Source organism: Veillonella sp. LMAG:90, from assembly GCF_008679445.1.
GTDB lineage: Bacteria > Bacillota > Negativicutes > Veillonellales > Veillonellaceae > Veillonella_A.
Genome location: NZ_NAND01000001.1, coordinates 1,482,564 through 1,503,889, shown reverse-complemented (window position 1 = coordinate 1,503,889; position 21,326 = coordinate 1,482,564). Strand labels below are relative to the sequence as shown.

General features: G+C 42.1%; 13 protein-coding genes and 1 pseudogene. 2 read left to right on the top strand and 12 right to left on the bottom strand.

Annotated features, from left to right (window positions below; all coding sequences use genetic code 11):
- Positions 1-15: 15 nt before the first annotated feature.
- The 5 genes from CCC71_RS06565 to CCC71_RS06545 all read right to left on the bottom strand — a co-directional run bounded on the left by CCC71_RS06565 (position 16) and on the right by CCC71_RS06545 (position 9,437).
- Positions 16-3,696 (bottom strand): PolC-type DNA polymerase III, encoded by a 3,681-nt coding sequence (locus CCC71_RS06565; RefSeq protein WP_296333324.1) that lies wholly within the window; start codon positions 3,694-3,696, stop codon positions 16-18.
- A gap of 36 nt (positions 3,697-3,732) precedes the next feature.
- The gene (locus CCC71_RS06560; protein ID WP_226974048.1) at positions 3,733-5,136 is read right to left on the bottom strand and encodes a VanW family protein; all 1,404 of its coding nucleotides are present in this window, start codon (positions 5,134-5,136) and stop codon (positions 3,733-3,735) included.
- A 65-nt stretch (positions 5,137-5,201) separates the two neighbouring features.
- Positions 5,202-6,170 (bottom strand): DNA polymerase III subunit delta, encoded by a 969-nt coding sequence (holA, locus tag CCC71_RS06555; protein WP_156705700.1) that lies wholly within the window; start codon positions 6,168-6,170, stop codon positions 5,202-5,204.
- Positions 6,171-6,178: 8 nt separating this feature from the next.
- Positions 6,179-8,548, bottom strand: a complete 2,370-nt coding sequence (locus CCC71_RS06550; RefSeq protein WP_021841042.1) for a ComEC/Rec2 family competence protein — start codon at positions 8,546-8,548, stop codon at positions 6,179-6,181.
- A 211-nt stretch (positions 8,549-8,759) separates the two neighbouring features.
- Positions 8,760-9,437, bottom strand: a complete 678-nt coding sequence (locus CCC71_RS06545; protein WP_021841043.1) for a ComEA family DNA-binding protein — start codon at positions 9,435-9,437, stop codon at positions 8,760-8,762.
- A 171-nt stretch (positions 9,438-9,608) separates the two neighbouring features.
- On the opposite strand from CCC71_RS06545, the gene CCC71_RS06540 reads away from it, so the two are divergent.
- Positions 9,609-10,838: an aminopeptidase gene (locus CCC71_RS06540; protein ID WP_296333321.1), complete on the top strand. Its 1,230-nt coding sequence runs from the start codon at positions 9,609-9,611 to the stop codon at positions 10,836-10,838.
- An 800-nt stretch (positions 10,839-11,638) separates the two neighbouring features.
- Here CCC71_RS06540 and CCC71_RS06535 read toward each other — a convergent pair.
- The 4 genes from CCC71_RS06535 to pheA all read right to left on the bottom strand — a co-directional run bounded on the left by CCC71_RS06535 (position 11,639) and on the right by pheA (position 17,637).
- Entirely contained in the window at positions 11,639-12,118 is a 480-nt protein-coding gene (locus CCC71_RS06535; RefSeq protein ID WP_021841045.1) for a deoxycytidylate deaminase, read from the bottom strand.
- Between the two features lie 129 nt (positions 12,119-12,247).
- On the bottom strand, positions 12,248-14,716 hold the full coding sequence (gene leuS / locus CCC71_RS06530; RefSeq protein WP_296333318.1) for a leucine--tRNA ligase: 2,469 nt from the start codon (positions 14,714-14,716) through the stop codon (positions 12,248-12,250).
- Between the two features lie 111 nt (positions 14,717-14,827).
- The gene (locus CCC71_RS06525) at positions 14,828-16,666 is read right to left on the bottom strand and encodes a glycosyl hydrolase family 18 protein (protein ID WP_021841047.1); all 1,839 of its coding nucleotides are present in this window, start codon (positions 16,664-16,666) and stop codon (positions 14,828-14,830) included.
- 116 nt (positions 16,667-16,782) lie between these two features.
- Positions 16,783-17,637 carry a prephenate dehydratase gene (pheA, locus tag CCC71_RS06520; RefSeq protein WP_021841048.1) on the bottom strand — a complete coding sequence of 285 codons (855 nt, stop codon included), beginning with the start codon at positions 17,635-17,637 and terminating at the stop codon, positions 16,783-16,785.
- Between the two features lie 111 nt (positions 17,638-17,748).
- Between pheA and lgt the strand changes: the two genes are divergently transcribed.
- Positions 17,749-18,612 (top strand): prolipoprotein diacylglyceryl transferase, encoded by an 864-nt coding sequence (gene lgt / locus CCC71_RS06515; protein ID WP_296333315.1) that lies wholly within the window; start codon positions 17,749-17,751, stop codon positions 18,610-18,612.
- 148 nt (positions 18,613-18,760) lie between these two features.
- Here lgt and CCC71_RS06510 read toward each other — a convergent pair whose 3' ends face one another.
- From CCC71_RS06510 to tnpA, 3 genes and pseudogenes are all read right to left on the bottom strand, one after another.
- A complete protein-coding gene (locus CCC71_RS06510; protein ID WP_295223237.1) occupies positions 18,761-20,104 on the bottom strand; it encodes an MFS transporter in 1,344 nt (447 codons plus the stop codon).
- A gap of 18 nt (positions 20,105-20,122) precedes the next feature.
- A pseudogene (locus CCC71_RS06505) lies at positions 20,123-20,353 on the bottom strand (flavodoxin); the annotation flags it as partial.
- A gap of 478 nt (positions 20,354-20,831) precedes the next feature.
- The gene (gene tnpA / locus CCC71_RS06500; RefSeq protein WP_156703932.1) at positions 20,832-21,296 is read right to left on the bottom strand and encodes an IS200/IS605 family transposase; all 465 of its coding nucleotides are present in this window, start codon (positions 21,294-21,296) and stop codon (positions 20,832-20,834) included.
- Positions 21,297-21,326: the final 30 nt, after the last annotated feature.

Genomic DNA, 21,326 nt, shown 5'->3' with positions numbered 1-21,326 from the left:
TTTTACTACTAATATTTAGCCGAATAAACTCATTTGTTCATCTTCCGGTAAATCTTTAAAACAACCTAAATCTCGCATAGTTGCGATGATGCTGCCGGAAACCTTGCAACGACGTTGTAAGTCTTTAACTGATGTAAACGGTTTTTCTTTCCGTTCCGCCACAATCATATCCGCTACTTTTTCACCCAAGCTGTCCACAGCCAAGAACGGCGGCAATAAAGCACCGTTATGAATAGTAAAACGACGGGCTTCTGAGTAATTAAGATCAGCCACTAAGAAATCAAAACCGCGCTGCTTCATTTCCATGGAAACTTCCAAGGCACTCATCATGTCTTTGTCTTTATTGCTTGCCTTGCGGTCCAGTGCTTTCAAACGATCAAACTCGGCACGCTGTTCACTGAGTGAACTTGCCATTATTTTCATGTCATACGCTTTGGCACGAATCGAGAAATAAGCGGCATAGAATGCCAACGGATAATTAATTTTAAACCAGGCAATGCGAAACGCCATCATTACATAAGCCACCGCATGGGCACGGGGGAATAAATAGGAAATTTTATTACAAGACTCAATGAACCATTCCGGAATACCACCGGCACGCATCTGTTCTTCGTAATCCGTTTCTTTTTGCCCCAATTTATTCAACTTATCAATCTTCTTGCCCTTACGCACGTTTTCCATGACTTTAAAGCAAGTAATTGGCTTAATACCGCGATGCATCAAGAAGTTCATGATGTCATCACGGGTAGAAATGGCTTCATTCAATTGGCAAGTACCATTTTTAATTAAAGTTTGCGCATTGTCAAGCCATACATTCGTACCATGAGAAAAACCGGAAATACGTACTATGTCGGAGAAACATTTCGGCTTGGAATCTTCCAACATACGCCGTACAAAGCCGGTACCACATTCCGGTACGGCCAAGGATGCAACTTTATCACCCATCAGCTGCTCCGGTGTTAAACCGATAGCTTTAGTGGACGAGAACAAGCTGAGTGTTTCCGGATCGTCAAACGGAATCGTTTGAACGTCGATACCGGTAATATCTTCCAACATACGAATAATTGTCGGATCATCATGGCCCAGTATATCAAGCTTCGTCATACAACCTTCAAAGGAGTGATAATCGAAGTGAGTCGTAATGATGCCACTGTCTTTTTTATTGGCCGGATATTGCACCGGTGTGAACTCATGCACATCCATATCGCGCGGACAAACCATGATGCCCCCCGGATGCTGACCGGTTGTATTTTTTACACCCGTAACGCCTTTGGCCAAGGATTCCAAAAAGCCTTGACGCGCTTGAATATCATTTGCTTCCGCATATTTTTTAACATAACCAATTGCTGTTTTTTCAGCAATCGTACCGATTGTGCCGGCGCGGAATACATTATCACGACCGAACAATTCTTCCGTGTATTTATGAGCGCGTGGCTGATAATCACCGGAGAAGTTAAGGTCAATATCAGGTACCTTATCGCCATTAAAGCCCATGAATATAGCAAACGGAATATCATGGCCGTTGGTGTGAAGCGGTGTACCGCATTCCGGACAATTCTTGCGTGGCAAGTCAAAGCCACCGGCATATTCACCCTTGGTAAAGAATTCGCTATGTTTACATTTCGGGCAAATATAATGTGGTGGTAACGGATTTACTTCCGTAATATCTGCCATGGTGGCTACAAACGAGGAACCTACGGAACCACGGGAGCCTACCAAATAACCGTCATCCAAGGACTTACGCACCAGTTTATGCGCAATATAATACAACACGCCGTAACCGTTGCCGATAATACGGGTCAACTCATAATCGAGGCGCTCCGCTACTACATCCGGCAAAGGATCCCCATAAATTTCTTTGGCCTTTTTATAACACATTTCCTTCAATGCATTATCGGCCCCTTCAATCTTAGGTGAATACGTTTTGCCCTGCGGTACCGGTTGCAAAGATTCAATGCTGTCATTAATCATGCGCGAGTTGGTAACTACCACTTCATAGGCTTTCTCTTCGCCCAAGTATTTAAATTCTTCCAACATTTCATCGGTAGTACGCAAATATAGCGACGGCGTCCGTTCAATATCTTTAAAACCGGATACAGTCAACATAATCTGGCGATATATTTTTTCATCATCATTCAGATGATGCACATCACAGGTTGCCACTACCGGTTTATTCAATAATTCGCCAAGTTCTACAACCTTTTTATTAATGTCAATCAGATACTGCTCATCATGAATTTTTTCACCGGTTTTACGGTCATACATTAAAAATTGATTATTTTCCAATGGCTGGATTTCCAGATAGTCATAGAAAGAGGCAATTTCCAATAATCGTTCCTGCGACTCACCTTTAATGATGGCACGAATCAGCTCACCCGCTTCACAAGCGGAACCGATAATGATACCTTCGCGATGGTCTTCAATAACGGCACGCGGTAAACGCGGACGGCGTTTGTAGTACTGTAAATGGGAAATAGAAATCATTTTGTATAAATTACGAAGCCCTACCCGATTTTTGGCCAATAAAATAATATGCGCGCGGGTATCATTTTCTTCATCTTCAATCAAATACCCTTCCACGCCGTAAATCACTTTAACGCCTAATTTGCCGGCCACTTCCTGTGCTTCCGGGAAAGCCTGAATGACACCATGGTCGGTAATGGCTACCGCCGGGTGACCCCAAGCTTTTACCGTTTGTAATAACTCTTTCACATTAACCAAGGCATCGCGGTCACTCATTTTAGTATGAAGATGCAGTTCTACGCGAGAATCTTCACGATTTTCCGTACGTTTAGCGCCACTTTCCAACTGTTGAATGCTACGCAATACCAGCGTATAATCACGTTCGAATTTATCATCATAATGAACATCGCCTTGTACGCGAACGGCTTTGAGTCCATTCATCGTTTTAAGGAGCTCCTCGCCCTCTTCGGCGGTATCCGTAAACTTGGCAAAACGGATACTGTTTGTGGCATCTACGATATGCCCCTTAATGAGACCTTTACCGGTTTTCGTTTCAATCATTTCAAGTGACACAAAGATGCCTTCAAAAACGACGCCGTTTACTTCTTCATTAACAGAAGAAATGCTAACCGGTTCGCCGTGAATAGCCGGCCCCAAAATCATGCCCGGATCGGTCACATCACGTTTAAAGCTGCGTCTTCGTTTTCCGCTATACTGAAAACCACCGCCTGCCTGTGCATCTACCGGCGTAGTCTTAGCCGGCACATAGTTACACTCTACCGGTTCATCATACATGCTGATAGGCGCATCCTCTCTTAATACAAAGGGAAAATCGTATTCATCAAAGCCCGGTGGCATATCTTCTTCCTGATGGTTAAATTCATCAGGACTTTCATGCTCAGAGGCGTGAAAAATTTCATCCCAATACTTTTGATCCAACGCATCCTCAGGGATTTCAATCTCTCCGGGATCATCCATATAGTACTCTTCCGGCGTATGATCATGAATCGGTGCCGTAGCATAGCCATAGAATAAAGTATCAGCATCATCGGAAGCCAGTTGCCTTACGGGAATCTGCTTTATCTGATACCATTCTTCCAGTTTATTCTGTAACTCTTTAAATGCATCCGGTTGGGACAGCACATTTTTAATTTTTACGGTTTTATCCTTAATTTCAATCATAAGAGCCGTTTGCTTTCGCCGTTTCGGCACAATATGATATCGTACTTTCATGTCTATCCTTCCTTCAAATTTTTAAAACTCATTGTATTACTCCGACTTAGCGGATTCAGTTTTATCGTTATTGGTAGGTGTTTCTTTTTTATCAGATTCTTTAGCCCCGTCCTTACCGTCTTTAGCGGTTTCTTTAGCCGGTTTTACAACATAAGTCGTTACCGGATCATAGGTGGAGTTAAAGGAGTCAGTTTTGGTTCGGCCGTCTTTATACGTAATGTGTACCGTCGTATCCACACTAAGGCCTGCATGACCTTCGGTCGTTGTTTCCTTGGTCACCGACGGATCGATACGAGTTTCCACTTTATTCGGAATTGTCTGCTCATTGCCCACTGTAATAGATACTGCTTGCGGTTCATCCGCCGCAAAGCCTAAGATACTAATAGTTAAAGTATCACCGGATGTATGAGCCAGCACATAGATTGGATGGTCGTACGGATTTTTGAAAATAAAATCTAAATAACCGTACGCCACTGTAGCATCACGACCGGCCGCCATATAGCCTACCGGTGCAAAATGCGGCGTCCGTTCTACAATATCCATCCCCGCCAATAAAGCACTATTGAAAAGCGTGGAACTAACTTGGCAAATGCCACCGCCAATACCGGGCACTAATTTACCGTCCATAAATACCGGTGCATCATCGTATCCCGCTTCAGCCGTACGTTCACCAACAATATCATTAAATGAAAAGTTTTGGTGCGGCATAATCACCACATTATTAATTTTATCGGTAGCAATTTGAATATTATGGGTACGGCTTACATCACCGGAGTTAAAAGTAGTGGAATACGTTCCCAATACGGTATTAATCCCTTTTAATGTTTCAGCCGTGATCTTTGGCTTAGCCTGATTATCGATGACTAGCTCAAAACCTGATACTTCGCCTTTAGCAAGCTTTTCCTGTAAGCTAGCCACTGTCTTAGCAATATCGAGACGCTTACCCGGTACTTCCGGATGCAATACGACTTGTCCGTTTTCAACCGTCAAATAGGCATCATGGCCGGTATACCCGATTTCTTTACTATAAGTCTGCAATAAGGCTTCTAACGCCGGGACATTAACATCATATACGATAGCTTTAGATACCGGTGCCATCAATGCATGCCAACGATTCGTAATATATTCTTCCATAGAAGGCTCATACCCGTAAGTCATAAGGCTTTCAATGGTTTTATCTACATTCGGTTTTACACCGATATCTTTTAAAGCTACCGTGGTTTCCTTACCATCCTGCCATTTGACCTTCATATGCGTTGGTCCCTTGGCCGCTTCCGCTTCAATAATATCTGCCAACTCTTCTTTATTAGCTTGTGACACATCACGTTCACCTAAATACATGCCTTGAATGACATTGCCTGTAGGATATAAAAAGGCGCCCGTACTTAATGAAATTAAACCTAACACCACACCGGCTACAATGCCGACTTTTTTCTTCATTCAACAACACCCCGCTGCCTATAACTTGTAATGAGTAAAACCCGGTAACTTTCTATGGGTAAACTCTAGGACTTGCAATAGGCTAAACATAAATCTTTAAAATAAGATAAGTCGCCCTCACCACGACGACTGTTGCGCATAACTTCATAGAGACCACGCAACAATTTAGCCAAGGCTCGTACTGACACGTTCCTTTGCCGGTACGCCAAAGTAATGGGATACGGTTTCGTAGCGGACTCGTATTTTTTAAATAAATCCTGTACCTCCCGTTCCGATAATCCCGTACCTTTACATTCGCTGACCATCAACTGCAAACGCAATTGGCCTTCAATATATGACATGGCTCGTTCCGATTCTTTGTTCTGAAGCATAAAAGGAAACAAAGCCAATAAAGTAGCTGCATCTTTTTGCAGTAATGCCTCTTTGAATAAAAAGATATTTTTTGCTCCATAATCACTACCATTATGAATTAAAAAATCCTGCGTTATTTTGCCTTTCGGCGGCAATAAGAGAAAATAACGGTCAAATTCGGTTCGCAAAAAGCTGACCGGCACATCTTGCCACAATTCCAATAAATGCTTCATATATTCCAGTCCGTCCATTGTTATGGTAAAACCATTTTGCTTACAATAGGACTGCAACCATTGGACGATTTCCTCTTTTTTTAGACGCATGCAGGCCACATTCGTAATTTTTTTCAAAAACTCACTATTATGCTTAGTCCGCTTATCTATCGTATCATGATATAGAATTAACACCGGATTGGCACCTTCATAAGTAATCAATAAATTATACAATTGTTGCCACTCATCACTAACCTTTTTATTGGGCTTTACAAAAATAGGCGGATTGATTAAACAATATAAAGTTGGTTCACCAAATAGCGAATCTTCGCTTAACTTTTCACAAATTCGCCCCGGTCCGACTTCATCATTTAAAGACTGCACCGCCAAATCCTTGTATTTAGTTAAAAATTCGCGTTTCTTTTCATCAATGAGCTGTGACTCATCACCATAAAGCAGCAAAATTGCCATAGCCCCTCCTACAATAAAAAATCCGGGACAACACGTGTGCCCGTAATATATCTGGTTGAATCCGCCGGATCTACATCAGCGTAATTGCCGGAGCTCGGCCAATATACAATGGCAACCGGACCTGACGGACCGTCATCGCCCCTTGATGCTGTAGCGCTGTTAGTAGTTCCTACAATATATTGTTTCGTCTCTATTAATTTTAGATTGTTTTCGCTAATTTGTCCATTACCGAATAGGAATCCTCCCCTTGGTCCTTCCACCAAAATCTGATTTGGATACTCCCTAACAAGCTTGTCGAAATCTGCACTATTACGCCCTATATAAGTATCTTGATTCATATCGCTTTTATGTATTGCGCTCACAGGAAATTCCAAGCTATGCAGTAGGGTTATGATACTTTTTTCATTACCTTCATTTACCTCTTGCATTATAACACCATTGAGGCGTTCGATACCATAATAATGAACGCTGTTGACTATGGAGCTTCGCGTCATATTCGATACGCCTTTACCGCCTGTAGTCATATATAAAAAAGCTTTAGCAGTTTTTAACGGTTCCTCTTTAATGACTAAAAAAGCAGCTCCTCTATTAACCGGAATCGTATGAATAAAAACTTGTTCACTCGACAAATGAATTAAGGGTAAGAGAAGCACAATAAATAACAGACTCATTGTGATGTTTTCATAAAAAAGCGAGCGAACCCTCCATTCATGCATAATAGCATATAAATGACGACAACATATAACATATATAGTGCCAAGCCACACCGGCAATGCCCCTAACCACATAACCGCTCCCGGCAATGAAGCAATCGTAAAGTTTAAAAAGAGGGATAACCGCAAAAGGAGCCCCAGCAAATACCATAAACTGCCTACTGGAATTAACCAGTGCAAAAGCAACAGCACAGCAGTAGCCAATATGGCTAAATCCAATAAAGGACCGACAATAACGGCTGCCAAAAAGGATCCGTACCCCATAAGATGAAAATAATAAAGTTGCAACGGCCAAATTAAAATTTGCGCACTAAGGCATAAACTGATGGGGCCCATAATATAGGGCCAGCCTTTCGGCAAACGCTGATACAAAGTGCGGCTGAAGAGTAATATGCCATAGGTGGCACCTAAGGAGAGTTGAAAACTGATATCCAAGAACAAAAGCGGTTCATACGCCAACATAAGAGCCGCACTTATATTCAGAGCCTGCCGACTATGATACACCTCGCCTCGAATTAGAGCAATTCCCATAATAATACCCATGACAGCGGAACGCACCACGGGCGGATTGAACCCCACAATAGCACAATATAATATAACAAAGACGATGGCACCGTAAGTCGCTTTTTTCTTGGGTACCCCCATAATATGAGCAACAACAAACACAAACCCGAATAATAGGGCTACGTGAGAGCCGGATACAGATAAGATGTGGATTAACCCCGTTTTGGCAAACGAATCCATAACAGACGCATCGATAGCTCCATAGCCACCGCCAAGCAATAAACTCTGTCCTACGGCAGCCATTTCACCGGGTAAATTAGCAGCTATCTGATTCATCAGTTGCCAACGGGTCACCCCCAATAGATAATCGATTCTATCGTTAATACGCTCATACCAGTTTGGTCTCACCGCTGTATCAAAGCCCTCAAAAGTCCCTTCATATAGATTGCCTACGCGATGGGCTGCCAGATAACGGGGGCGCAAATCGATGCGACCTTCTTCGGGAGCCTGTAACAGTTTACTCGTCCTGCCTTTTACCATCACATATTGACCGGGCAAGATAGGCTTTGCCTTCATAGCTTCGGTAGGCGCCACATATACCATAAGTTGACCGTCCGCTTTTAACGGCTTTGACTCGGTGGCTTCTTTTTTTGGTATCATAGTAACTAAATCGCCTTCAAAGCGCAGAAATTCTTTATCTTGCAGGATAACTGATTCCGGCAAATTCAGAACACGAACTGTATATATTCCTTCAGCCCCCATATAGTAAGGGTTAACCTCATAATACTCGTCAATCTCGCTTTTTGTATGATAGTATCCCATACTCGCTAAAACCAATAACAATCCAACGATAATAGCTTGTACATAAGAAGATGTAATACCTTGGCGCACCATGTCCGTAGCACTTATAGTGGGACCGGCATAGATATAGCTTTGCTTCTTATTTTTACCTCCTCGCTGCCAAATCAGCCAAATGAAATACCAAATACTACAGAGAAAAACAATCATCGGGTTAGTGAATTCATAGCGTTGTCCGTAGGCAAACACGATTCCCCAAGCCGGCGCCAGCCATAGTATGGCACCCCATTCCGTATAAGTAAAAAAATATAATACCTTTTTACCTGGCGCTACAATTTTCTGCCATGATATTTGCTCACCCATATTACTCCTCATACATATAAACGTTTCAGACTTCAATTTGGCTCCAAATTTTTAAAAATTTTTATAAAAAATTTTTTCGTCACATCAATTATTAACAAAATAATCTGATTGATTGAAATAGATCCGCACAAAATATTTCGCTTAAACTATATTGTTTAAATCATTTTGCTTAAATCATTTTACTTAAATCATTTTTCTTAAAGCGTGCTGCTCAAACGGTAATATGGGGTGCCAATTTCTTAAACGTAGCGTCCCCAATTCCCTTTACCTTTTTAAGATCTTCAATCGCTTTAAAAGGTCCCGATTGCTCCCGATAAGCAATAATCTTCTTAGCCGTTCCCGGCCCCACACCGGATAATTTAGTCAATTCCTGCTCCGTCGCCGTATTAATATTTATCTTTTGCCTACGCAAAAGTTCTTCCGGGTTTCCCATGAAATTAAACGTCACATGGATATGACTGCCGCTGGTAGCAACTTCCGCCAAATTTAAGGTATCCACCGAAGCATACGGTAATAAACCGCCCGCCCCTTGAATCACATCGCCTACGGTTTCACCTTCGCGCACTTTGTATAATCCGGGAGTTTCCACAGCACCCGTTACATAAACAAACTGATTATCGCCGCCTGAATTGTTATTGAAATCACTGTTACGATTGTCCGTCGAAGTGCTATTAGAATGGCCACTCCCTTTACTACTTCTGTTTATTAGCGAACTATCGGCTTCACCATCATTAACACTCCTATTTCCGGATGTAGAAGCAGCCACCACATCGGATGTATTCATTTGCTCCGATGAATCTGATATAATAGGCCTTAGCACCACTAAATATAAAAATATAGATATAGCTAGAAGTAACCATACTTTTTTATGCTTTTTTAGCTGTTCCATTACAAAACCCTCCCAAAACTTAATTTTATATTCTTAGTTAGGGTTTCGTGATTGAAAATATAAGTCCTACTTAATTCCACCACTGGTGCGCATGCGCACTAATGGTATGAGTAACTAAAGATAAGAATCATAAAACTTCGTATGGACACAGTAATAGAAAGGATGTATTTTATGGAAACAAATCGTTTAAAAAATTATGCACACGCTCTTTTGACAACCGGCGTAAACCTTCAAAAAGATCAAACCTTAGTTATCAATGTGGATGTAGAAAACAGCGACTTTGCCCTAATCGTAACTAAGGAAGCCTATGCATTAGGGGCTAAAGAAGTAGTAGTAAATTGGCGTTCCACCGAAATCGGTAAAGAACGACTCCTTCATGCGCCGGAAGATGTATTATCCAATCCGGCCCCTTGGATTCCTACCTATTATCAAACCTATGTTGATAGAGGCGCCGCCTTTTTATCCCTCATCAGCGCTAATCCGAAAGCACTAGCCGGTGTTCCATCGGAACGCATTGCTATGCAGTCTCGTAACTTAAATAAAACGCTTGCTTTCTATCACGAAGCCATCATGGATTCCACCCTCACCTGGTGCGTAGCCTCCGTGGCGACCTTGCGCTGGGCTGAACTATTAGGCTTCACCGGTACCGATTCTGAAAAACTCGATACCTTATGGTCTGAAATTTTCACGCTCTGCCGTCTTGAAAACGTCGCTGACGAAAAAACTTTGCCAAAACATTTAGAACGCCTTGGCCATCGTACCAAAGCCATGAATGACTATCATTTTAAAACACTTCATTACACTTGCTCCAACGGCACCGACTTACGTATTGATCTTCCTAAAAACCATTTGTGGCAAGGCGGTGCAGAGGCTGCTAAAAACGGAACCATCTTCGATGCCAACATTCCAACCGAAGAAGTATTCAGTGCCCCTCAATACAATGGGGTTAACGGCATTGTGTACAGCACAAAGCCGCTTATTTATCAGGGCAATGAAATCAATGAATTCCATTTTACTTTTGAAAACGGCAAAATCGTTGACTACGATGCAAAAGTTGGTAAGGAACATCTGAAACACCTTATCGAAACCGACGAGGGCTCCGCTTATCTCGGCGAAGTGGCTCTCGTAGACCACTACTCCCCAATCAGTCAATCCAATCGTGTCTACTTCGAAACACTGTATGATGAAAACGCCTCCTGCCACCTGGCTATCGGTGCAGCTTACCCAACCTGCCTTGCCAACAGCGACGGCATGAGCAAAGAAGAACTGAAAGCGGAAGGCCTGAATGACTCCCTGACCCACGTCGACTTCATGATTGGACATGAAGATATGAATATTGAAGGAACGACGTTCGAGGGGGATGTTATTCAAGTCATGAAAAACGGAAGGTTGTTAATATAAGGCCTAGCTCCTTCAGCTCTCAAGAGCTTAATCGGATAGTTCGATTGAGCCTTTTTGCCAAAGAAAGAGCGGCAGCACCTCACGCAAACGTTCTCTATAAGCTTACGAGGACAAAATAAATAAAGAAAAAGCATTAGTAACCTCTCCTCCCAGGCTCTACAGAGCAAAGGTCGTTCAAGGTCACTAATGCTTTTTCTTTTTTATATAGTGCTATACTCCTACATAAACTCGCCCTCGTAAGCTTCTAAGAACGGAATCTTATGAAATAACTGCCGCTCTTTCTTTTAAAATAGTGCTACACTTCATACTCAACCTTCCGATTAGGCTCATAAGTGCAATAAGCAGGCGAGGCCATTATATTAACACCCGCCCGAGAACATGATAGAAAAAATCCCCCTCGTCCGTCGCTTCTTCAAAAATAGAGAGGTGAAGTGCGAGGGAGACTTAACAATTCATTCCCACTCCCCCAATATTAGCGTTGTAGTGCGCTTTGTTTTTTCTTGGTAATTCCTTCTCCTCTCTTCCTCCAATATTAGCGTTGTAGTGCGCTTTGGGTCTTCTTGACTGCGGTACGCATAAAAATGGGCAGTGAGCCGCATCGAGTTTTTAGTACTATAGCCCGCAATGTTTTCTTAGGCTCTAATATAAAAAAACAGACAGACTAAGAGGATTGTTGATTGCTGATTATGTAGCTCGCCATGTTTTTTACACATTATTTATTAAGACATAGCGGGCTAAGCACTAATACTGACCGCCTGACTGCCCTGTTTTTGCAATACCGCGCAAGAAGAAACCGCGCCCTACACGCTAATATTTACCGTGCGCCCTGTCGGTATATACTCCGTTATCTGCACACCGGCGGTTCTGAGCATTCGTTTCGAGGCTATAACTTCCGCTGTGTCTTTGTATTTATCCTGCCAATAAATCACTTCGCGAATGCCACTTTGAATAATCGCTTTAGCACATTCATTACAAGGAAATAAGGTGACATAAATCTTACTGCCTTCCAATGAACCGCCGCGATAGTTTAAAATGGCATTTAATTCACTGTGAACGATGTAAAAATATTTATTATCGTGGTCTGCATCGCGTCCCCAAGCGAATTCATCGTCGCTGCAACCAAGCGGCATACCGTTGTAGCCGATGGATAAAATCTTGTTATCCTGACTAACGATACAGGCGCCGACCTGGGTATTCGGATCTTTGGAACGCTGAGCTGCCAAGATGGCTACGCCCATAAAATATTCATCCCAACTAATATAGTCACTGCGTTTAGGCATATGACACCTCCTCATTATGCTATAAATGATATTGTTTCACGTATATCGACCTGTCTAACTTAAGCTTATACAGAAATATGCACAATTTAAAATTTAAATTGTGCATATTATCTCATATCATTCTACTAATTATTTAACAACAATATTCACAATTATATTTGGAATAATGATGACTTTAGCTACAGTTTTACCGTCTGTAAATTCTTTTACACGATCAAGGGCCAATGCCTGAGCTTCCAAATCGGCTTTAGGCATATCTACCGGAATCGTCATTTTATCGCGTACTTTACCGTTAACTTGTACGGCGATTTCAACTTCATCGATTACAAGGGCCGCTTCTTCATAAATTGGCCAATCTTGCTGATGAATGCTGCCGGTTTTACCTACTTCATGCCACAACTCTTCCGTAATATGCGGTGTAAACGGAGCTAACATGAGCAGTAATTTTTCAACCAATTCATGGCCTAAATCAGCCTGTACTGTATCATGACTGTCTTTGAACTGATACATAGCATTAACTAATTCCATGATGCTGGAAATAGCCGTATTAAAGTTGAATTTACCGTCAAGGTCTTCGGTTACTTTTTTAATAACGCGGTGTAATTCACGACGAAGGGCAAATTCATCTTTCGATAATTTTTCACTATGACCTGCTTTAGCCAATTCTTGGTACGCATCAACGATACGCCATACACGATTCAAGAAACGATAAGAGCCTTCAACGCCTTCATCGCTCCAGTCGAGGTCACGTTCTACCGGTGCCGCGAAGAGGATGAAAAGACGAGCCGTATCGGCACCGTATTTCGCAACGATTTCTTCAGGGGATACAACATTGCCCTTAGATTTGGACATTTTGCTGCCTTCTTTAAGCACCATGCCCTGAGTCAACAAACCTTTGAATGGTTCGTCATAGCTTACAAGGCCCAAATCATGAACTACTTTTACGAAGAAACGAGAATACAATAAGTGCAAGATTGCATGTTCGATACCGCCGATGTATTGGTCTACATCCATCCAGTAATCAGCCAATTTCTTATTAAACGCTTCTTTATCGTTACGAGCATCGGTATAACGAAGAAAATACCAAGAGGAATCGATGAATGTATCCATGGTATCGATTTCACGACGAGCTTCGCCACCACACTTAGGACAAGTGGTTTTTACGAAGTTTTCAGATGTAGCCAACGGTGAAATAGCACCTGCATCAAAGGTTACATCTTCCGGCAAACGAACAGGCAATTCTTCTTCAGGCACGAGTTGTTCACCGCATTTATCGCAGTATACAACCGGAATTGGCACGCCCCAATAACGCTGACGGGAAATCAACCAATCACGCAGACGATAGTTAACCATCTTACGGCCTATGCCGCGTTCTTCCAAGTTTTTGATAATAGCTTCGCGTGCTTCCGCAGAAGGCATACCGTTATATTCTTCGGAATTGATAAGGATACCGTCTTCATGAGCTTCCGTTTGCCATTCGTCAAAAGTTAAGCTGTTATCTTCATTTTGGACAACCGGTAAAATCGGCAAATTGTATTTGCGAGCAAATTTATTATCCCGTTCATCATGAGCCGGCGAACCCATAACGGCACCGGTACCGTAATCAACGAGTACGTAGTTGGCAATCCAAATAGGGATATCTTTACCGGTCATCGGATGTTTGGCATAAGCGCCGGTGAAAAGACCTTCTTTTTCAACATCCGTAGAGGTACGGTCAATTTCGTTCAAATTGCGTACTTTGTGAATGAATGCGTCCAATTCCGCTTTATTCGGTTTATTGGCGATTAATTCTTCTACATACGGATGTTCCGGAGCCAATACGATATAGGAAACACCGTAAATCGTATCAACACGAGTCGTATAGACTTCAATATTTTTATTGATTTCAGGGATTTCAAAAGCGAACTGAGCCCCTTCACTGCGACCAATCCAGTTTTTCTGCATTGTTTTAACGCGTTCAGGCCAGTGGTCGAGTTTATCCAAATCGTTTAATAAACGATCTGCGTAGTCTGTAATCTTTAAGAACCACTGTTTAAGGTCTTTCTTTTCAACCTTGTTGTCACAACGCCAGCAAAGGCCGTCAATAACCTGTTCGTTAGCAAGCACTGTATGACAATGCTCACACCAGTTTACTTTGGCTTCTTTTTTGTAAGCTAAGCCTTTTTTGTAAAACTGTTGGAACAACCACTGGGTCCAACGATAGTAATCTTCCTTACAGGTAGCTACTTCACGGTCCCAATCGTAGGATAAACCGAGCTCTTGCTGCTGACGTTTCATATTAGCAATGTTTTCATAAGTCCATTTGCTTGGTGCAATGCCATGTTTAATAGCCGCATTTTCTGCCGGCATACCGAAGGCATCCCAGCCCATTGGATGAAGTACGTTGAAGCCCTTCATTTTTTTAAAACGAGCTACTACGTCACCAATGGAGTAGTTACGCACATGCCCCATATGTAAATTCCCCGATGGATATGGGAACATTTCGAGTACATAATATTTTTCTTTACTTTCATCATAGTCGGTCTTAAACGTATTGTGTTCAAGCCAATACGCTTGCCATTTCTTTTCAATGTCCTGGGCTACATATTTTTCGTTCATGCCACAGCCTCCTCAAACTCAAATTCCTCAAGTCTATACCGTTTTATTTTATCTTCAAGTCTTAAATTTAATTATATTACTATTATAACAATACCGTCAACATGGGATGTGTTACGATTCTTTTGTTACTGCCACTTTCGTAGAACTTGAACCGGTAACAGCTACGCCCGTTGAAGTAGCACCGGCTGATACTGTACCGGCCGTTTCACCACTGCTAGTAAAAGGATTAGCACCGGCATTCTGCTTAGTCGCAGCCGATTCGTTGCCATTAAAGCTAGGCAATTTAGTAATCTTTTTAGCCGTACCGTGTGGAACATTCTTTGCCGGCACCGCATCATTGTACATAAATTGACGGAAAGATGAAGTTTCAAAACCTTTTCGCCATGCTGCAAAGCCCGCTAATTTAAGCTCACTCATGAGCTCACGCTTGTAGGCCATAGATGCTTCGTCTTCAAACCACACTTCGGAAATGGTAGCCGACTTATTCCGCAAGCCACCGGCAATTCTCGGCTCTTTGCCGGTTTCCGCATAGGCCAATAATTGTTCACCTAATTCATCATTACCGAATCGCAAATAGTGTAATTTCAAATCATCATCCCACTGCACTCTATCAGCATAAATAGCTTTTAATTCCTCTGCTTCTTTCATAGTAAGCGTACGGCTCTTAGCTTTACCGTAGGTAACTTTCCCTTTATCATCTACGGAAATAGTACGCTGCCATACACGCATATAATACGGTACGCCAAGGACGATTTTTTCAGGTGAAACTTCGCGAGTAAGCGCCGTAGCATTGCGTTTTACCCACGGATAGCTGGCAACCGGGCCCGCTTCCGGACTGGATGCCCACACTTCGTCATAGGCCATGAGCACCATATAATCGAGGACTTTGCCTAAATGCTTACGATCGTATACCATGGACCAGTTTTCACTATCGGAATAGCCCGTTACATCCATAGAAACATAGATATTAAACTCATGAAGACGTTGTGTAAGGTATGTTACAAAACTCGTAAGTTTTGCTTTATCCTTATAATGCACATCTTCAAAATCTAAATTATAGCCGTCATAACCATAGGTCAACGCATACAATACCATATCATCCGCAATGGTTTGCCAGTATTTCTTGTCATTTAAGATTTTACTCGTTAAATCCGGATCAAACTGATTCGTCACCAACGGCCATACACGATACCCCTCGTCTTTATAAGTATTGGCGTACGTCAGGCTTACACCGTTTTTAACAGCCAAGCCTTTTTCAGACAAATCAAACCATGTTGGCGAAACAACGGAGGTACCGCTCTTCGCTACCGGTACCCCATAAGAAGCAGACACAGTAGGATCGAATACCCATGCCAAAGAACCCTTTATTTCCTTACGCGTTGGAATATCTAAAGCCCCTAAGGGTGCCTTCAATTCAATACCCGTCTTTGTACGAATCGCCTGTACGCCAAGAAGCGGTGATGTGGCACTCATGTCTACATATGTTGTTCCGTTGCGCTCTATCGTAGCCAATTGAATGGTACGTACACCGTTACGGCGATCGCCGTTGTAGCTCATGTCACCGGCACGACGGGGTGCCGGCAACGCAATATAGGCCTTGTTATTTTTTATACTGATAGTATTTAAATTTACCGTCTGATATACGCTTAAAGGGATAAATATATGGCCGTCTTCCACGATAGCCAATTCCCCCGCATCACTGGTCTGACCAGCCAATGTACGAATAAAAATAGGTTGCACCGATTCCGTGCCGCTAAGGTCATTGCCGGCCTCCTTAGAAACCGTTACTTTACCATTACTAGTAGCTTGCGATGCTTTATATTTTACAGAGTTATCTATTTTGATTAAACTGCTGCTTTCTTTAGTCACTTCAATAGATGCCGCCTGGGCGCCGGTGGCGGAAAGCGTCACTAACGCTGCCAATACGGCACGAGTCAAAATTTTCTTCATATACATCCTTTCTTTTATATAGTAAATTCCATTTTTTATGAGTTTGCTTAGCTTTAATAGACTTTTATTTATTATCAGCTGTTTGTACTCAACCTTAAAAGTCTTCTTAGGTGCTTTTACTCGACAATATATGTTTCATAGGCCCCCAATAGTTGCAAAGACGTGGCCAATTCTTTAAGTTCAGCCAGCGCCTCCGAAATTTGAGGTCCATTATCTAATATCTGAAGATCAAGGAAAAATTTATACTCACCGAGACGTCCTTTGGTCGGACGCGATTCGATTTTAACCAAATTGATTTGCCGTTTGGCAAAAATCCCTAAGCATTCCCACAATGAGCCCGGACGCAAGCCTTCCAATTCACATTGTAAAGACACCTTCCCCGTTGTCATAGTGGCATCAAACGTTATGTGATGATTTGGTTTTACCAAAATAAAGCGCGTCAAATTAAGCATATTATCTTGAATTTGATCGGTTAATTTAACCAAGCCGTATTTTATGCCCATAGCCTCGCCGCCAATGGCTGCTTTGGCTAATGACTGCGATTGAGCCACAATGCCGGCCCCTTGTGCCGTAGAATCCGTCACAATTTGTTGAGCCTGTTTAGCCTGTTTTTGCAAAAACATTTTACATTGTCTCAATGCCTGCGGATGGGAATAAATCATGGTTATTTCATTGGCCGCACTGCCCGGCAAGCCCCATAAATAATGGCGAATAGGCATGCAGATTTCAGCTCGTATTTCCACGCCGCCGTGTTCTGCCAAATAATCTATTGTTGTCAAAACCGTACCGCCCAAAGAATTTTCGACCGGTACGAAAGCATAATCCACATGTCCCAACATGGCCGCTTCAATAGCTTCATCAATAGTATTCATCGCCTCTTTTTGTATCATCAATGATTGACACTCACACAGACGATTCAGAGCTTCTTCCGTAAACGTCCCGTGAGGGCCTAAAAATGAAATAGTTATCACTCTTAATCGCCTCCTCCTACGATATTTTTTATTATAACATACCCCCTTTTTATTTGTCATAAGAATGGCGCTCCGTTATAATGAATATATACTATTTATGAGGAGGTAATTATGCATCAATATTTATTTTATATAGGAGACTTTCCGATTCGAGCTTACGGTCTGCTCTTATCGTTAGGTATTTTCTGCGCCGCCGCAGTAGCCTATTATTTATTTAAACGAGACGGCCGCGGTTGGCATGTTCACATGTTCGATTTCGCTATCACCACCGGTATTGCCGGTATTATCGGTGCCCGTCTTTGGGATGTGTTTTTCTTCGACTGGGATTATTATCAACATCATCTCTTAGAGATTCCCTTTGTATGGCAAGGGGGTATGGCCATTCAAGGGGGCGTCGTGCTCGGTACCTTAGCGGGTATTTGGTATGTAAGGAAACATAATATCGACACTTGGGCTTTTGCCGATGTGTTTGCACCGGCTTTAATTCTGGGTCAATCTGTAGGCCGTATGGCAAACCTCATGAACGGTGATGCTTTCGGACACCCCACCGGCGGTAATTTCGGTATTCTCTATCCGGAAACTACCCTTGCCTTTAAAACCTACGGGGCTCAACCCTTATGGCCGGCCGAAATCTGGGAGGGTCAAATCGATATCCTCATTTTCGTGGCACTGCTCTTATTCAATACAGTACCACACAAAAAAGGTCAGACTTTCGTACTCTATGCTATTTTATACTCAACGGCTCGTTTCTTTCTCGAGTTTTTACGTGGCGACTACGTAAATCTCACCATGGGCCTCAAATCGGCACAGATGACCAGTCTTACGGTTATTATTATCGGGATTATCGTCTTTATCTACCTTCAGGTAAAAGGTTCCTATGATACTCATCTCTATGGGGGCGACGGCGATGGAGCCTCCCGGGATGCGTCAAAATTACAACCACAGAAAGCTCAAAATAAACATAAACGCAAATAATAGCTAAACAGTTAGTGTTCAATTACTGAATGCTAACTGCTTTTCGTTACAAAAACAAAAAGCAATCTACCTATAAGATATTTCATAGATATCTTACTCAGGCGGATTGCTTTTTATTGTGCCTTACATATTTATACCAAACTGTTATTTAATCGCGCCCCATAATAAAGGCTTTTATAATAATCATGGAAATAGCTGTATAAGAGGCCATAATAAGGAGACCTTCACTGTACGATGCGTTAAGCCCCACAATAATAGACAAACCTATAGGACCTCCTATTTGATGCATGGTGTTGGTAATTCCGCTGGCTGCGCCGGCCAATTCTTTTGGTGTGTCAAAAATACCTGCCGATGTCACCGTGGTTACAACCATGGCTTGCCCCATGCCGAGCGGAATCATCGGTAAGGCAACGGCCAGTACATAACCTTGTTCAATATCAATAAGCGCCGTGGCCACAAGGCCAAGAAGGATTAGTGCCGAACCGACCATCATTATGGTACTTTGTTTCCAATATTGAGATAAACGCGGAACTTGTAATGCAGTCATAAATTGTGGAATCGTCATCGGTAAAAAGGCTAGCCCCGCTCCAAACGGTGTTAGCTCATAAGCTCGTTGTAGCATTTGCGGAATTAAAAACCAATACGGCAGCACACTCATCATAAATAGTAATCGAGTTATATAAGCGCCAAACCGAACTTTATGGGTATATAGAGACAGTGGCATAATCGGTAACGTAATGCTTTTTTCACGCCAATAAAATAAAGCAAGGAAAACGATACCGATTATAGCAAACCAAAATCCGTTATTGTCAGCAGTTAAGCTGTAAATTAAGGAGCTGAGACCGATGACGGAAAGAATGCTGCCCAAATAATCGATTTTGCTGTTAACTGTTTCACTATCCTTAATATAGCGCCAAGTCAATACTACCAATAATAATGCGATAGGCACATTAATCAGAAAACCCACTCGCCAGGAAAATAGACTTGTTAAGGCGCCGCCGATAAGTAACCCGATACTGGATCCCAAACCGGCGGTGGTTCCGTAATACGCTATGGCTTTACTGCGCATTTCACCGATATACGCATCCATGATAAGAGCCAAACTGGTCGGTGCAATAATCGCACTGCCAATACCCTGAACGGCTCGGGCTCCGATTAGCATAGCCGCGCTCTGGGCGTAACCGATAGCTAAGGAACTGAGTGCAAAAATTACGAGACCCAGCTGAAAAATGTGTTTTCGCCCCAATAAATCAGATAAACGTCCGGCTAAAAGTAAGAAACCACCAAAGGTGATTGTATAGGCATTAGATACCCAAGCCAGATGAGTGGAATCAAGCTGTAATGATTCGCCAATCTGTAGCGAACTGGTAAACACGATGGAATTATCCATGAGAATTACAAAATATGATAGTAACGTTATGACGAGCGTCATACCAAACTTAGTATTTTCGGTAGCTTCAACAGAATTATTCGCTTTCATGACTTCTTCCAAAAAAACCATCCTTTTCTTTCAATGATAAAGAGTAAATGTAGATATGCTTACTAAAATAGCTGTAGTGCTACCTAAGCCGGAGCCTTCATGCGTAGTATACGGAATCACGGTTTTACCGTTTAAATCAACTTGATCGAGGAACATACGGACCACCATCGGATATTCGCCCCACCAAATCGGCGACCCGATATAGATAGTATCATATTGGCTTACATCAGGTATGGAGCCTTTGATTGCGGGTCTTTCGTTCTTCTCCCTCCACTTTTTAACTCTTCTTTAATCTCAAATTTTTAACTTCAGCCAAAAAATCTGATTTCCAACTAGTATAAGAACTGTTAGTATCATATCTAATATTCTAAAAATAGTACAATAGTGGTTCTTTATTCATGTATAAACAACACGCATACTGAAGTGTAATTTTAAAGAATTAATAAAGCAATCATTGCAAAAAAATAATCCGCTCGATGTATTTTCCCAGTTAAAAATACGCCGAACGGATTATTTGGCAGAGTTCATTCTATTTATGGTAAAATAGTTTCACCTTAAGCTCTCAGCCTAATGTGACTACTTCATTCGATACCAATCATAACCACCCGTAGAACGGGTGGTTTGCTCTGACCCTATAAGGGTCTTTCTCTAGTGGTTGCCCTCTAAAGAGGGCTTTGAGTAATCTGACAACCACTCTATTACCACTGGCTGCCCCCTACTCGGGGGCTTTTATTTTTGCCTACTTTACCTGCTCACCCGTGAACGGGTCCATATATTCTTTAAAATTTAACGTATCTTGAGCTATATCTTCTTGTAATTGATTGCGAATATACTCCTTTATCGCTCCTTCGTATCTGCCTACCGTATCCACATAATATCCTCTACACCAAAAATGTCGATTCCCATACTTATATTTTAAATTAGCATGTTTATCGAATATCATGAGGCTACTTTTACTCTTTAAATACCCCATAAAACTTGATACACTTAAATGTGGAGGTATAGTAACGAGCATATGTATATGATCGGGGCAGCACTCCGCCTCTATAATCTCCACATTCTTTCTTGTACATAAATCTCTTAATATTTTCCCTATATCAACTTTTATTCGCCCATATATAACTTGTCGTCTATACTTAGGTGCAAAGACAATATGGTATTTACATCTCCATTTACTATGTGATAAGCTTTTTACGTCATTCATTGACATTGAACCTCCTAAGTTGAAATGTTG